The sequence below is a fragment of the Verticiella sediminum genome (genome assembly GCF_007558815.1).
In the GTDB taxonomy this organism is placed as follows: Bacteria; Pseudomonadota; Gammaproteobacteria; order Burkholderiales; family Burkholderiaceae_B; genus Verticiella; species Verticiella sediminum.
The window spans coordinates 27,434-41,518 of sequence record NZ_VLTJ01000025.1 but is presented as its reverse complement, the minus strand read 5'-3'; the positions used below and the strand labels follow the sequence as shown (position 1 = coordinate 41,518).

The 14,085-nt window shown below is 71.3% G+C and carries 13 protein-coding genes and 1 pseudogene; 7 read left to right on the top strand and 7 right to left on the bottom strand.

Translation table 11 applies throughout. From position 1 onward, the window contains the following. Nucleotides 1-8: 8 nt before the first annotated feature. The 4 genes from FOZ76_RS12680 to FOZ76_RS12665 are packed head-to-tail and all read left to right on the top strand — an operon-like array spanning nucleotide 9 to nucleotide 4,278. Nucleotides 9-773: an enoyl-CoA hydratase/isomerase family protein gene (locus tag FOZ76_RS12680; protein WP_143948639.1), complete on the top strand. Its 765-nt coding sequence runs from the start codon at nucleotides 9-11 to the stop codon at nucleotides 771-773. Nucleotides 774-780: 7 nt separating this feature from the next. Then, nucleotides 781-1,875 carry an acyl-CoA dehydrogenase family protein gene (locus FOZ76_RS12675; protein WP_143948638.1) on the top strand — a complete coding sequence of 365 codons (1,095 nt, stop codon included), beginning with the start codon at nucleotides 781-783 and terminating at the stop codon, nucleotides 1,873-1,875. Next, the gene (locus tag FOZ76_RS12670) at nucleotides 1,872-3,050 is read left to right on the top strand and encodes an acyl-CoA dehydrogenase family protein (RefSeq protein ID WP_143948637.1); all 1,179 of its coding nucleotides are present in this window, start codon (nucleotides 1,872-1,874) and stop codon (nucleotides 3,048-3,050) included. The genes FOZ76_RS12675 and FOZ76_RS12670 overlap by 4 nt, the downstream gene beginning before the upstream one ends. Before the next feature lie 13 nt (nucleotides 3,051-3,063). Then, nucleotides 3,064-4,278 carry a CaiB/BaiF CoA transferase family protein gene (locus FOZ76_RS12665; protein WP_143948636.1) on the top strand — a complete coding sequence of 405 codons (1,215 nt, stop codon included), beginning with the start codon at nucleotides 3,064-3,066 and terminating at the stop codon, nucleotides 4,276-4,278. A 58-nt stretch (nucleotides 4,279-4,336) separates the two neighbouring features. Here FOZ76_RS12665 and FOZ76_RS12660 read toward each other — a convergent pair whose 3' ends face one another. The 4 genes from FOZ76_RS12660 to FOZ76_RS12645 form a co-directional block, all read right to left on the bottom strand. Next, nucleotides 4,337-5,092 (bottom strand): IclR family transcriptional regulator, encoded by a 756-nt coding sequence (locus tag FOZ76_RS12660; RefSeq protein ID WP_143948635.1) that lies wholly within the window; start codon nucleotides 5,090-5,092, stop codon nucleotides 4,337-4,339. 13 nt (nucleotides 5,093-5,105) lie between these two features. Further along, nucleotides 5,106-7,937, bottom strand: a complete 2,832-nt coding sequence (locus tag FOZ76_RS12655) for a valine--tRNA ligase (protein WP_143948634.1) — start codon at nucleotides 7,935-7,937, stop codon at nucleotides 5,106-5,108. Nucleotides 7,938-8,015: 78 nt separating this feature from the next. Continuing rightward, on the bottom strand, nucleotides 8,016-8,654 hold the full coding sequence (locus FOZ76_RS12650; RefSeq protein WP_143948633.1) for a hypothetical protein: 639 nt from the start codon (nucleotides 8,652-8,654) through the stop codon (nucleotides 8,016-8,018). A gap of 3 nt (nucleotides 8,655-8,657) precedes the next feature. Then, entirely contained in the window at nucleotides 8,658-9,080 is a 423-nt protein-coding gene (locus FOZ76_RS12645; protein ID WP_143948632.1) for a DNA polymerase III subunit chi, read from the bottom strand. 114 nt (nucleotides 9,081-9,194) lie between these two features. Here FOZ76_RS12645 and rfaE2 point away from each other — a divergent pair, with 114 nt between their 5' ends. Further along, on the top strand, nucleotides 9,195-9,689 hold the full coding sequence (gene rfaE2, locus FOZ76_RS12640; RefSeq protein WP_143948631.1) for a D-glycero-beta-D-manno-heptose 1-phosphate adenylyltransferase: 495 nt from the start codon (nucleotides 9,195-9,197) through the stop codon (nucleotides 9,687-9,689). A 38-nt stretch (nucleotides 9,690-9,727) separates the two neighbouring features. On the opposite strand, the gene FOZ76_RS12635 is transcribed toward rfaE2, so the two are convergent. The 3 genes from FOZ76_RS12635 to FOZ76_RS12625 form a co-directional block, all read right to left on the bottom strand. Next, nucleotides 9,728-9,943 carry a hypothetical protein gene (locus FOZ76_RS12635; RefSeq protein WP_143948630.1) on the bottom strand — a complete coding sequence of 72 codons (216 nt, stop codon included), beginning with the start codon at nucleotides 9,941-9,943 and terminating at the stop codon, nucleotides 9,728-9,730. Nucleotides 9,944-10,163: 220 nt separating this feature from the next. Beyond that, nucleotides 10,164-10,970, bottom strand: a complete 807-nt coding sequence (locus FOZ76_RS12630; protein WP_425473272.1) for a type III pantothenate kinase — start codon at nucleotides 10,968-10,970, stop codon at nucleotides 10,164-10,166. 163 nt (nucleotides 10,971-11,133) lie between these two features. Continuing rightward, nucleotides 11,134-11,973, bottom strand: a complete 840-nt coding sequence (locus FOZ76_RS12625; protein WP_170235419.1) for a biotin--[acetyl-CoA-carboxylase] ligase — start codon at nucleotides 11,971-11,973, stop codon at nucleotides 11,134-11,136. A gap of 88 nt (nucleotides 11,974-12,061) precedes the next feature. Between FOZ76_RS12625 and FOZ76_RS12620 the strand changes: the two genes are divergently transcribed. Together FOZ76_RS12620 and FOZ76_RS12615 are read left to right on the top strand one after the other, a co-directional pair. After that, a complete protein-coding gene (locus FOZ76_RS12620) occupies nucleotides 12,062-13,177 on the top strand; it encodes an MlaE family ABC transporter permease (protein ID WP_143948628.1) in 1,116 nt (371 codons plus the stop codon). After that, nucleotides 13,174-13,998: pseudogene (locus FOZ76_RS12615) on the top strand (ABC transporter ATP-binding protein); the annotation flags it as partial. The gene FOZ76_RS12620 and the pseudogene FOZ76_RS12615, both read left to right, overlap by 4 nt. Between the last annotated feature and the right edge of the window lie 87 nt (nucleotides 13,999-14,085).

The following is a 14,085-nucleotide window of genomic DNA, read 5'->3' as shown; positions in this document are numbered from 1 at the left end:
ACGTGGCGATGCGTGACGAAGACGCGGACCTGGCCATCGCGCAAGAGGGCGAGGTCGCGGTGATCGAGATGCGGCGCGGGCCGCACAACTATTTCGACGAACCCTTCATGGCGCGCCTGGCCGACGCCTGCGAGGCGCTGGATGCCGAGCCGGCGTGCCGCGCCATCGTGCTCGCGGCCGAGGGCAGATCGTTTTGCGCCGGCGCCAACTTCGGCTCGGGTGAGCGGCGCGGCCGGCCGGGCGCGCTCTACGCGCACGGCCTGCGCCTGTTCCGGCTCGCCACACCGCTCGTGGCAGCCGTGCACGGGCCCGCCATCGGCGGCGGGCTCGGGCTCGCGCTCGCAGCGGATTTCCGCATCGCCTGCGCCGAGGCCCGGTTCTCGGCAAACTTCAACCGCCTGGGTTTCCATCCGGGCTTCGGCATGTCGGTGACGCTGCCGCGCGTCGTCGGTGTCCAGCACGCGGCCCGGCTGCTCTACACCGGCTGCCGCATCGGCGGCGACGAGGCGCTGCGCATCGGCCTGGTCGATGCGCTCGTCGAGCCGGGTCGCGTGCGCACCGAAGCCCTGGCCTGGGCGCGCGACATCGCCGCGAGCGCGCCCCTGGCGGTGCGCGATACCCGCGCCACGCTGCGCGCGGGCCTGGCCGATGCCGTCGCCGCGGCATTGCAGCGCGAGGCCGATCTGCAGGCGCGCCATTTCGCGACCTCGGATTTCCGGGAGGGCGTGGCCGCGATGGCCGAGCGTCGGCTGCCCGTGTTTCGCGGCGAGTGAGCGGCCCATGTTCGATCTGAGCGATACGGAAGAAGGCCGCATGGTGCGTGAGGCGGCCGGGCGGTTCGCCGCCGAATGTCTGGCGCCGGCGGAGCGCGCCCACGAGGCCGCGGGCGCGCCTGCGGCCAGTGTGCGCGAGCAGGCCCGCGACATGGGCTTGGCGCGCATCGGTTGGCCACAGGCGCTGGGCGGCGCCGAGTTGAGCCTTGCCGACGAATTCGAGATGCTGCGCGTGCTGGCGTCCGGCGACGCGGGGGCCGCGCTCGCGCTGAGCGCGCCGGCGCCGGCCGGGCGCGCCCTGTCGGCCGCCGGTGGCGTCGACGCGGTGAGGCGCCATCTGTGCGGTCTGCCGGCTGACGCGGGGGTCTGGCTGCATGTGGATGCCGATGCCGGCCTGGCCATCGCGGATGGATGCATTTCCGGTGCCATACCCTGGCTGCCGGTGGCCCGCCTGGACTGCCTGCTCATTGCGCGCCCGGACGGGCTGTCTGTCGTGCGGGCCGGTTGCGATTGCACTCCCGTGCCCGGCGGCGGCCTGCGCGCTGCGGGCGCGGTCGGCGTCACGCTGGAACGCGCGCCCGTCGCCGAGCATTGGCCCGACCCGGGCGTTGCCGTGCGGGCGACGGCCTACGCCCGTCTGTACGTCGTCGCGCTGATGGTGGGACAAATGCAGGCAGCTTTCGAGCATGCGCGTGCGTACGCGCTGGAGCGCGTGGCGTTCGGCAAGCCGATTGCCCATCACCAGGCGCTCGCCTTCCTGATGACCGACATGCGCGCCGCGATCGACGCCAGTCGCCTGATGGGCCTGGAGGCGGCATCGCGCGATGCGCGCGTCGAGGCCGACGAGTTCGAGCGCGCCGCGGCACAGGCCTATCTGGAGGCGGCCGAGGCCGGCATGTTCGTCGGCCCGAATGCCGTGCAGATCCTCGGCGCGGCGGGCTTCATGCAGGATCACCCGGTGGAAAAGGCCATGCGCGAGCTGCGCGCGCTGGGCTTGCTGGCGGGCGGCGTGGACGCCGCCCGGAATGCGTTGAACCGCCTGCCCGTGCCCGACGCCGGCAGCGGATTCTGGTTGGCGCTCGATCCGGAGGCGGCAGCATGAACTTCAGCATCGACGCCGCACAGCGCGAACGCCTGGCCTGGCTGCGCGAACTCGGGCGTACCGAACTGCGTCCCGCGGGGTTGCGCGCCGATCGCGCGGGCGCACCGCTGCCGCCCGACGATCCGTTCTTCGAGACGCTGCTGGCGGCGGGTTTCGGGGGCACCCTCTGGGCGCCGGCCGGCGAGCGCCGGGCGGATCATCCGACACGCGGCCACTCGGCCGTGACCCAGGTTCTGCTGGCCGAGGAGTCCTCGTATTGGGATCGGGGCATCGGTGTGGCGACACCGGGCCCCGGCCTGGGCGAGCCGCCCATCCTCGGCATGGGCACCGACGCGCAGAAGGCGCGCTTTCTGGGGCCGTTCCGCAACCCGCCGCGACCGATCTGGGGCGCGTTTGCGATGACCGAACCCTCCGGAGGCTCCGACGTGGCGAACATCCGTACGCGGGCCCGCAAGGACGGCGACGCCTGGGTGTTGAACGGAGCCAAGGCGTTCTGCGGCAACGCCAGCCGGGCCGAATGGATCGTGGTGTTCGCCACCGTCGATCCCGCCCTGGGGCGCGGCGGGCACCGCGCCTTCGTGGTCGAGCGCGGCTCGCCCGGGCTGGGCGGGTTCCGCTTGGAGAAGAAAATGGGCCTGAAGGCCTACGAGTCCACCTCGTTCTTCCTGGAGGACTGCCGCGTGCCGGGCGCCAACCTGCTGGGCGGCGAGGACTATTACGCGGCGCGCGCCGGGTTCAAGGGCGCGATGAACACTTTCAACGCCGGGCGGCCCGCCATCGCGGCGATGGCGGTGGGCATCGGCCGCGCCGCGCTCGACGAGGCGACGCAGCATGCGCGCGAAGCCGGCCTGCTCGCGCGCGAGCGCATCCGCGACCGGCTCGAGCGCAGCCGCCGCCGCCTCAAGGCCTGCATGCTGCTCGCGCTGCGCGCCGCCTGGCTCGCGGACCAGCGCCAGCCCAACATGCTCGAGGCGTCGATGGCCAAGGCGCAGGCGCCCCTGGCCGCGCTCGAGGCGGCCAGCCTGGGCAAGGAAATCCTGGGCCTGGCGGGCGGGCGTGGCGACAACCTGCTCGACAAGCTCTTTCGTGATGTGAAGGCCCTGGACATCGTCGAGGGCACGGGCCAGATCCAGCGTGTCGTGATGGCCCGGCAACTGCTCAACCTGCCCAACTGAAGCGCAATCGACCATGTCAGCACAGCCCACCCAGCCCGCCGGCCCGCTCGCCGGGGTCCGCATCCTCGATCTCACCGCCGTGGTGCTGGGGCCGATGGCCACCCAGATCCTGGGCGACTACGGTGCGGACGTCATCAAGGTCGAGAACCTCGAAGGCGACATGATGCGCGCCAACGGCATCACCAAGACGCCGGGGCTCAGTTCGATCTTCCTCGCCATCAACCGCAACAAGCGTTCGCTCGCGCTGGATCTCAAGACGGAAGCCGGCCGGGACGCCGTGCGCCGGCTCCTGCCCACCGTGGACGTCGTCGTGCACAACATGCGCGTGTCGGCGATCGAGCGCCTGGGCCTGGGCTACGAGGCGCTCAAGGCGATCCATCCGGGCATCGTGTACGTGGCGGCCACCGGCTTCGGGCAGGATGGCCCGCATCGGTCCCGGCCGGCCTTCGACGACATCGTGCAGGCCGGTTGCGGGCTGGTGGCGCTCAATGGCGCCGGCGGCCGTGCGCCGGACTACACGCCCAGCCTGATCGCCGACAAGACCGCTGGGGTCTACGTGGCCAATGCCGTGCTGGCCGCGCTGTTCCACCGCGAGCGTACCGGCCAGGGGCAGTACGTGGAGGTGCCGATGCTCGAGACTCTGGCCGCGTTCGTGCTGACCGAGCACCTGGGCGGGCTGACGTTCCCGGGCGCGCCCGAGCCCGCCGGCTATCCTCGCCTTCTGCAGGGCGGACGGCGGCCGACGCCCACCAAGGACGGCTACATGAGCCTGCTGCCCTACACCCAGGCGCATTGGCGGGCCTTTTTCGAAGCCGTCGGCAGGAACGACCTGGCCGAGCGCTACGACGTCGAGAACCGGCGCGAACGCAATGCGCGCATCCGCGAGCTGTATGCCCATGTGGCCGAGATCACGCCGCAGCGCACGACGGCCGAGTGGCTGGACTTGTGCGAATCCCTGGATATCCCGGCCACGCCCATCTACGCGCTGGACGATCTGCCGGAGCACCCTCATCTGAAGGCCGTCGGGCTGTTCGCCGAGGCCGAGCATCCGGTGCAGGGGTCCATCCGCTACGTACGTCCGACCACGCTGTTCGATCGCACGCCCGCCCAGGTGCGGCGCCAGGCGCCGACGGTGGGCCAGGATTCGTCCGAGATCCTGGGCGAGGCGGGCTATACACCGGACGAGATCGGGCGCCTGAAGGCTGCGGGAGTGGTGGGCGGCAGATGATGCGCCCCTGCGCGCAGCGTGCGGGCGCGATACTGAACTGCGCCCAACGGCACCGTGCTCAGCGGGCGACGCCCGCCGAGCGCGCGACGAATTCGCGCAGCGTCGCCAGCACGCTGTCGCGCTGCGCCTCGAGCCGTTCGACCGGGCCGCCGACACCCACCGCCAGGCGCTCGCCGCCGGCGCGCTCGGGCAGCGGCACGGCCAGGATGCCGATGCCCTCGGTCACGGTGCTGCGCGAGAAGGCGTAGCCTGCCTCGCGCGAGGCACGCACGTGTTCCAGCACGAGTTCCGGCTCGACCGCCTGGCCGTTCTTGGCCAGCCGGGTATTGGTGCGCTGGATGGTGCGCTGCACGTCGGCGTCGCTTTGTGCCGACAATAGCGCCCAGCCCATGCCGGACATGCAGAGCAGCCTGCGCGTGCCGCTCTGCACGTTGAACTGGATGCCCTTGCCGCCCAGGATGACATGCACGTACTGGGCGTAGATGTCGTTCTGCAGGCCGAGGATGGCCGTCTCGCCCGTGCCCTTGGCGACCTGGTCGAGGTACGCGAACAGGTTGCCGCCGGCGAACTGGGCGTCGAGCACCCAGTCGCCCAGCATGGCCAGCCGCACAGTGGGGTAATAGGCGCGCTGCTTGGCGTCGTAGCTGAGATAGCCCAGCGTGGCCATGCTCTTGAGCAGGACGAGGGCGCTCGACAACGGATAGCCGAGCTTCTCGGAGGCCTCGCGCACCGTGATGTGGCGACGCACCTCGCGCATGTACTCGAGCACTTCGAACACGCGCCCGGCGGTCTTGATGACGGCGTCACTGCCCACGGTGCGCCGGTGCCTACAGCTTGGCCCGCTGCTCGCGCACCTGGGCCAGGGTCTGGCCGAACTGCTCGATGCGGCCCTTCTCCTGCTCGACCACCGCGGCCGGGGCGCGCTCGACGAAGCTCGGGTTGGCGAGCTTGTTCTGCGCCTTGGCGATCTCGCCTTCGAGGCGCGCGATCTCCTTGTCCAGGCGGGCCTTCTCGGCGGCGATGTCGATCTCGACGTGCAGCATGAGGCGGCTGTCGCCCACCACCTGCACCGGGGCGCCCAGGTCGGGCAGGGTGTCGAGCACCTTGACTTCCGACAGGCGGGCCAGGGCGGCCAGGTAGGGCGCATTGCGCTCCAGCACGGCGCGCTCGCCCGTGGCGTTGAGCGGTACGCGCTGCGACGGGGCGAGATTCATCTCGCCGCGCAGCGCGCGCACGGCGTCGACCTGGGCCTTGAGGGCGGCGATGGCGGCTTCGGCCTCGGCGTCGATGCGGTTCTCGTCGGCGACCGGGTAGGGCTGGATGCTGACCGAGGTCTGTTCGTCGGCGCGGCGCGCGCCCGCCACCACCGAGACCTTCTGCCACAGTTCCTCGGTGATGAAGGGAATGACGGGATGGGCCAGGCGCAGCACGGTCTCGAGCACGCGGATCAGCGTGCGGCGCGTGCCGCGCTGCTGGGCCGGGGTGCCGGTCTGGATCTGCACCTTGGCGAGTTCGACGTACCAGTCGCAGTACTCGTCCCAGACGAAGCGATAGAGCGCGTTGGCGATGTTGTCGAAGCGGTAGTCGGCGTAGCCCTTGGCCACGTCCGCCTCGGTGCGCTGCAACTGGCTGATGATCCACTTGTCGGCAAACGAAAGCTCGGCGTCGTCGTCGCCGATCTCCTGGCCCTCGGTGTTCATGAGCACGAAGCGGGTGGCGTTCCAGAGCTTGTTGCAGAAGTTCCGGTAGCCTTCGCAGCGCTTCAGGTCGAAGTTGATGTTGCGGCCCAGGGTGGCGTAGGCCGCCATGGTGAAGCGCAGGGCGTCGGCGCCGAAGGCCGGGATGCCGTTCGGGAACTCCTTGCGGGTCTTCCTGGCGATGTTCTCGGCCTGCTTCGGGTTCATCAGGCCGGTGGTGCGCTTGGCGACCAGCGCCTCGACGTCGATGCCGTCGATGAGGTCCACCGGATCCAGGGTATTGCCCTTGGACTTGCTCATCTTCTGGCCTTCCGCGTCGCGGATCAGGCCGTGCATGTAGACGTCGCGGAACGGCACCTGGCCGGTGAAGTGCGTGGTCATCATGATCATCCGGGCGACCCAGAAGAAGATGATGTCAAAGCCCGTGACCAGCACGCTGGAGGGCAGGTAGCGCGTCATGTCCGGCGTCTGCTCGGGCCAGCCCAGGGTGGTGAAGGGCACGATGGCCGAGGAGAACCAGGTGTCGAGCACGTCCTCGTCGCGGCGCAGCGGGCCGGCCACGCCGGCGGCCCGGGCCTGGGCGCGGGCATCCTCCTCGCTGCGCGCGACGAAGATGCTGCCGTCCTCGGCGTACCAGGCGGGGATCTGGTGGCCCCACCAGAGCTGGCGCGAGATGCACCAGTCCTGGATGTTGTCCAGCCACTGGTTGTAGGTGGTGGCCCAGTTCTCGGGATGGAACGTGACGCGGCCGTCGGCGACCGCTTCGAGCGCGACCTCGGTGATCGACTTGCCGGGGTGGAAGGTGCCCTCGGGCGCCGGCTTGCTCATGGCCATGAACCACTGGTCGGTGAGCATGGGCTCGATGACGGCCTGCGTGCGGTCGCCGCGCGGCACCATGAGCTTGTGCTTGCGCGTCTCGACCAGCAGGCCGGCCGCTTCCAGGTCGGCCACGACGGCTTTGCGCGCGTCGTAGCGGTCCTGGCCGCGGTACTTCTCGGGCGCGGCGTCGTTGACGCGTGCATCCAGCGTGAGGATGGAGATCGGCTCGAGCCCGTGGCGCTGGCCGACGGCGTAGTCGTTGAAGTCGTGCGCCGGGGTCACCTTGACCGCGCCGGTGCCGAACTCGCGGTCGACGTAGTCGTCGGCGATCACCGGGATCAGGCGCTCGGTCAGGGGCAGGCGTACCTGCTTGCCGATCAGGTGGCGGTAGCGCTCGTCCTCGGGGTGCACCATGACGGCCACGTCGCCCAGCATGGTCTCGGGGCGGGTGGTCGCGACCACGATGGATTCGTCGCCTTCGGCCATGGGGTAGCGGATCAGCCACAGGTGGCCGTCCTCTTCCTCGCTGACCACTTCCAGGTCGCTCACCGCGGTGAGCAGCTTGGGGTCCCAGTTGACCAGGCGCTTGCCGCGGTAGATCAGGCCTTGTTCGTACAGGCGCACGAAGACCTCGGCCACGCCGCGCGACATGCGCTCGTCCATGGTGAAGTATTCGCGGCTCCAGTCGGGCGAGGTGCCCAGGCGGCGCATCTGGTTGGTGATGGTGCCGCCCGAATACTGCTTCCATTCCCAGACCTTGGCGACGAAGCGCTCGCGGCCGAGATCGTGGCGCGAGACGTTCTGCGCGTCGAGCTGGCGCTCCACGACGATCTGGGTGGCAATGCCGGCGTGGTCGGTGCCGGGGATCCAGGCGGTGTCCGCGCCGAGCATACGATGATAGCGGGTGAGCCCGTCCATCACCGTTTGGTTGAAGGCGTGGCCCATGTGCAGCGTGCCCGTGACGTTGGGCGGCGGCAGTTGGATCGAGAAGGATTCCGGCGCGCCATCGGCGTGCGCGACGTGCCGTTCGCCCTTGAAGTAGCCGCGCTCCTCCCATACGGGATACCAGCGAGCTTCGATGGCCCGGGGCTCGAAGCTCTTCGGGAGTTCCTGGGGATCTTGGGCGTGGTCGGACTGCGGCATGGGGCGGTACCGGGGTATGGCGGAAAACCCAGTATTCTAGGCCATCCGCTGCGGCGCAGCCCCGGCGCGCCGGCGTGCTCAGGCCGCCGGGCCGTCCTCGAGCAGGTTGCGCCGTATGGCGTCGCGCACGGCCTCGCGCACGGCGGGTTGCAGCGCGCTCACGACCTCGTCGACCAGTTGTTCGATGCGCTCGTCATCGAGCACCACGACCATGCCGGCGCTCTCTGGCTCGACAGCGGGGCCGGACAGGCCGCTCTCCACGCTGTCCTGCGCGTCTTCGGACAAGGGCGACCCGCCCGCGCGGTTCGGCGCGGGCGCCGGAACGTCCACCGTCGCATGGGCGGGTGCGGCGTCCAGAAAAGCGTCCTCGTCCTCTGCGGCGTCTTCGATGGACGGCGCCGCGGCCGCAGCCTGCACGGCTGCGGGCTGGGCCCGAGGCGGCGCTGCCGGCGGCTGACTGCGGGGCGGCGCGCAGGTCTGCGTACGGCTCGACGGCTCGGGCGCGTCGAGCGACTCGACGACCGTGGTCAGGGTCGGGATGTCGTCATCGGCCGGCTCGTCCCAGGGCGCAAGGCCGCGCGTCCCGGCGTCGGCTGCGCTCTCGTCGGCCGCGTCGCGCACGATGTCATCCTCGTCGAGCAGCATGGGCTCGTCGTCGGGCGCTTCGGCTTCGGCGGCGCCGGCGCGGCGCGTACGAAAGGGCGGCAGATAACTCATGGATCACTCCGCGTTGGCGATGTCTTGGCGATGGATGGTGTGGCCTGCCTGCTGGTAGTCGCGCCAGCGCCGGCGCGCGCGCTCGCGCTCGGCGTCGCCGCCGCCGACCACCTCCAGGATGCGCTCGTAGGCCTGGGCCTCGGGCACGCAGGCGTCGTCCAGGTTGAGCACGATGCGTGCCTCGGCGGGCGGCGGGCTGTCGTACAGCACGATCGGCGTGCGCTCGGCCAGCGGGTCCGCGGCCGGCAGGTGCGGCACGAAGGCGCCGCGCTCGTACTCCCAGAGCAGGCGGTTGTAGGCGTGCAGGCGCCGCTTGTCGCTGCAATAGACGGCGAGCCGCCCGCCCTCGCGGTAGTGGGCGGCGGCGAGATGGCAGGCGGTGAGCAGCCTGTCCGGGGCGTTGAAGGAAAAATGCACATCGGCCATAGCCGCAACGATAGCGCGTTCCGGCGGCCGCAGTCAGCGCGCGGCGCTGATTACAATCGCTGGCCGATGGCGGCCGCGCCATCGGTCCGTCGACCGTCCCCTGGAGCCAGCCCCATGACCGCCCGTTTCGAAGCCAAGATCCTCGACCGCGACGCCTGCGTCGCCGCGGCGCGCGCAGGACGCCTGCCGCGTCCGCTGGTGTTCACCAATGGCGTGTTCGACATCCTGCACCGGGGCCATGCGACCTATCTCGACGCCGCCGCCCAGCTCGGCGCCAGCCTGGTCGTGGCCGTGAACACCGACGCCTCGGCGCGCCGGCTGGGCAAGGGGCCGGAGCGCCCGCTCAACGGCGAAGCCGACCGGGCCGCGCTGCTGGCCGCGCTGGGCTGCGTGGACGCCGTGACCTCGTTCGACGAGGACACGCCCTATGCGCTGATCGAGGCCCTGCGGCCGGACATCATCGTCAAGGGCGGCGACTACGACATGCGCAGCCTGCCCGAGACCGCCCTGGTGGAGTCCTGGGGCGGGCGGGCGCTGGCCATCGACTTCGTGCACCAGCGCTCGACCACCTCGCTGGTGCAGCGCATCCGCGGCACGGGCGACGCCTGAGCGCAGCGGCGGCGCGCCGCGCGGCCGCCATCCCAGGTTCAGTTGCGGATCGGCGCGAGCGGCTGGGCAGCGGCGGTGGGCTGGGCGGCCGGCGGCACGCCCAGCGGCTGCGCGCTGAGGGCGTCGGCACGGATCTGCTGGTTCACGCGCAGCGGGTCGCGGCCCTGCTCCTGCGGCGGCGGCCCGAACGCCCCGGTGCCGTAGGCGTACATGAGGAAATTGGCGAACAGGGCCAGCAGGAATAGATTGCGCATATCAGCCTCCGAACGGCCGCCCGAAGGAGGCTGAAGCCCCCGTGGGGGGCAGCGAACGTCGTGAGCGTGGGGGGGTGTTCATTCGAGCCTCCGAACGGCCGCCCGAAGGAGGCTGAAGCCCCCGCGGGGGGCAGCGAACGTCGTGAGCGTGGGGGTTGTCCATTCGAGCCTCCGAACGGCCGCCCGAAGGCGGCGCGCGTTGGCGCGTAGGGGGTGGGTTTCATCCTAAACCGGCCAGCACGGCCAGCCCATCGAGGACAGGATTATCCAGCACTTGGGGCTCGGCGGCGATTCCGGCCGCGGCGGCGAGCGCCTGCCACTCCTCGCGCACCGCGTGCCAGGCGCCGCCGCTCACGAAGAGCTGTGCGGGCACGCCCTCGCTGCGCCGGCCGGCCGCCAGCCACTGACGCAGCAGCGCGCCGGCCTGCGCGGCCATGACGCCGGAAACGATGGCCGCATCCGTGTGATCCGGAAACGCCACCGGGCGGCCCTGCGCCAGGGGCAGGTCGGCCGTGCCCTTGGCGAGCGACTGCAGCATGAGGTCCACGCCGGGCAGGATCAGCCCGCCTTCGAAGCGCTCGTCCGGGGTGAGCGTGTCGATCGTGGTCGCGGTGCCGAAGGTGGCGAGCACGCGCACCATGCCGCGGTAGGGCCGGCTGGCCGCCCCCGCGGCCAGCCCGAGCAGCGCGGCCCAGCGGTCGGCGCCCAGGCGTTCGGGGTCGCGGTACTGGTTAGCCAGGCCGGCGCAATGCGCGCGCGCGCGCTCCCAGCGCACCGGCGCCAGCCCGGCCTCGGCCAGGCAGGCATCGATCTGTGCGGCGCAGGCCGCGCCCGCCGCGTTCACGCCGAGGGCCCCGCGCACGCGGGGCGCCAGCGCGGCCAGCCAGCCCGGCAGGGCCAGCCCCAGTGTGTCCCGGGCGATCGCGGTGGCGCGCGGCTCGCGCCGGCCTTGCGCATCCCGCCAGCCGAGTTTGACGCGCGTGTTGCCGGCGTCGATGAGCAGGGTGATGCCGTCCGGAACGCTCATTGGACTACCCACCTGTCGCTGCGCGACATCCTCCCCGCGGGAGGCATCGCGCCACCTTCGGGCGGCCGGGCGGTGACGTGGGCTGGTGAGCCCACCTGTCGCTGGCGCGACATCCTCCTCGCGGGAGGAACCGCGCCACCTTCGGGCGGCCGGGCGGTGACGCTCATGGCTGCCCCGCCTGGGCCCGTACGGAAACGTCGCCGACGTTGACGAGGGCAATGCCGCCGGCGGTGCGGATGCGCAGTTGGCCGTCCGGCGCGACGCCGTCGGCGATTCCCTGCAACTGCACTTCGCCGTTCTCGAGCACGTTGACCGGGCGGCCGCGCAGGGCGTCGTGCTGCGCGTAGCGCGCCGGCAGGTCGGGCAGGCCGACGCCTTCGACCCAGGCGTCGGCCGCCTGGGCGAACGCCACCCGCCAGGCATTGGCGAGATCGGCGCACACGTCGGCCACGGCGCGGCGGCTGCCGGTGTGCGACCAGTCGGCCACCGGCCGGCCGAGCGCTGCGGTCAGGCGATCCGCGCCGCGCAGGTTGACGCCCAGCCCCACGACCACGCGGGCCGCCCGGCCCGTCATGATGCCGGCGCTCTCGAGCAGCAGACCGGCGAGCTTGGCCTCGCCCCACTGCAGGTCGTTGGGCCACTTCAGGCACAATGCGTGGTCTCTGCCGAGCGACTGCGTCAGGGTCTCGCACGCCACCAGGCCGGCCAGCACCGACAGGGTGGGCAGCGCGATCGGCGCGATGTCGAGCTCGAAGGCGCACGAGAAGGTCAGCGTGTCCCCGGGATTGGCATGGAAGTTGCGATTAGACCTGCCTCTACCTTGGTTCTGATGCGTCGTTCCGAGCAGGGCGGGAAGCCTTGCGCCGGCACGGGCACGGGCGAGCAGGTCGGTGTTGGTCGACCCGGTAGTGTCCACCCATTCCACGCTGGCCCAGTCGGGCAGCCGTTGCGCGAGGTGGCTGATGAGAACGGCGCGGGGCGGAAGTTCGGAAGGAGCGGACACGAAATGCGGCTGATGCGACGGGCGCCTGCGCCCGGAAGATGGGGAACGAACCCGGACATTGTATTGCCTGCAGCGCGGGGCGGGATGCATGGCGACTGAGCGTGCGATCCGCGTGGAGGGCGAAGGCAGCGCCGTGCGCTGCGCGATTGCGGGCGCCTGGACCGTACAGGCGCTGCGCGAGCGGCGCGAAGTGCAACGGCGCGAACGCGAACTCGCCCGCGTACCGAAGTCGGCCCGCTGGGATCTGAGCGGCCTGGGCGCGCTCGACGCGGTGGGCGCGCAACTGCTCTGGCATGCCTGGGGCCGCGAGCTGCCCGGGTCGATCGAGCTGAGCGAGGAGGCCCGCGACACCTTCGCGATGCTCGGCGAGCACGCGCACGAGCCGCCGCCGCCGCCCAGAAGGGAATCGTTCGCGGCGGTGCGCCGCGTGGGCGACGCAACGTACCTGTTGTACGAGCACGCGCGCGAGCTCGTGCGCATGCTGGGCCAACTCCTGCTGGATTTCTGGGCCTTTCTGCTCAAGCCGCAGCGCGGCCCATGGCGCGAGATCTCCGCGCAGGTCTATCACGTCGGCGCCCAGGCGCTGGGCATCACGGCCCTGGTCGGCTTTCTGATCGGCGTGGTGCTGTCCTACCTCTCGGCCCAGCAGCTCGCACTGTTCGGCGCGTCGATCTACATCGTCGATCTCCTGGGCATTTCCATCGTGCGCGAACTGGGCCCGGTGCTGGCCGCGATCCTCGTCGCCGGCCGCTCGGGCTCGGCGATCACCGCGCAGATCGGCGTGATGCGGGTCACCCAGGAGCTCGACGCGCTGAGCGTGATGGGCATCAGCCACGGCCAGCGCCTGGTGCTGCCGCGCGTGATCGCGCTGGCGGTGGCCATGCCGCTGGTGGTGCTGTGGACGGACGCGATGGCGCTGATCGGCGGCATGGTGGTGGCCGACATGACGCTGGATCTCTCGCCGCTCTGGTTCTTCACGACGTTGCGCGACGTGATCTCGCTGGGCAACTTCTGGATCGGTTTCGGCAAGGGCATTCTGTTCGGCGTGCTGATCGCCCTCGTCGCCTGCCACTACGGGCTGCGCATCCAGCCCGACACCGAGAGCCTGGGCCGCGGCACCACCGCGTCGGTGGTGACGTCGATCACCGCGGTGATCCTGGCCGACGCGGTGTGCGCCATCGTCTTCAGCGGGGTGGGCTGGTGAGCGGGCCGGATACCGCCCCGCGCGGCGCGGACGGCGCACCGGTCATCGAGGTGCAGGGGCTGCGCACGGCCTTCGGCACGCACGTCGTCCACGAGAACCTGTCGCTGACGGTGCGGCGCGGGGAGATCCTGACCATCGTCGGCGGCTCGGGCTCGGGCAAGACCGTCTTGCTGCGCCAGATCCTCGGGCTGGAGACGCCGGCGGCGGGCACCGTGCGCGTGTTCGGGCAGGCCGTCGATCAGGGCTCGGCCAAGGAGCGCTTCGCCTTGCGCCAGCGCTGGGGCGTGCTGTTCCAGGGCGGTGCGCTGTTCTCGGCGCTGAGCGTGTTCGACAACGTGGCCCTGCCGCTGCGCGAACTGCGCTCGCTGCCCGAGGCCATCGTGCGCGACGTGGTGACCATGCGCCTGTCGCTGGTCGGGCTGACCGACGACGACGCGCACAAGTCGCCCGCCGACCTGTCCGGCGGCATGGTCAAGCGCGTCGCGCTGGCCCGCGCCCTCGCGCTGGACCCCGAACTGGTCTTCCTGGACGAGCCCACGGCGGGCCTGGACCCGACGCGCTCGGACGAGTTCGTCGCGCTGATCCGGCGCCTGCACCGGCAGCTCGGCTTCACGGTGGTCATGGTGACGCACGACCTGGATACGCTGTTCGCCCTGGCCGATCGGGTGGCCGTGCTGGCCGACAAGAAGGTGATCGTGTGCGCGCCGATGGACGAGGTGCTGGCGTTCGACCATCCCTTCATCGAAACCTTCTTCCTGGGCGAGCGCGGACGGCGCGCCAGGGAACTCAACGAAGCGCGGCAGTCCGGGGACGACGAGCCCCACGACAGCGCCGAGGCCAAGGCCACGCCTGGCGCTCGGACGCCGCCTGCGCACCCGGCCGCCGAGGGGGCGGCAGCGACACCGGTG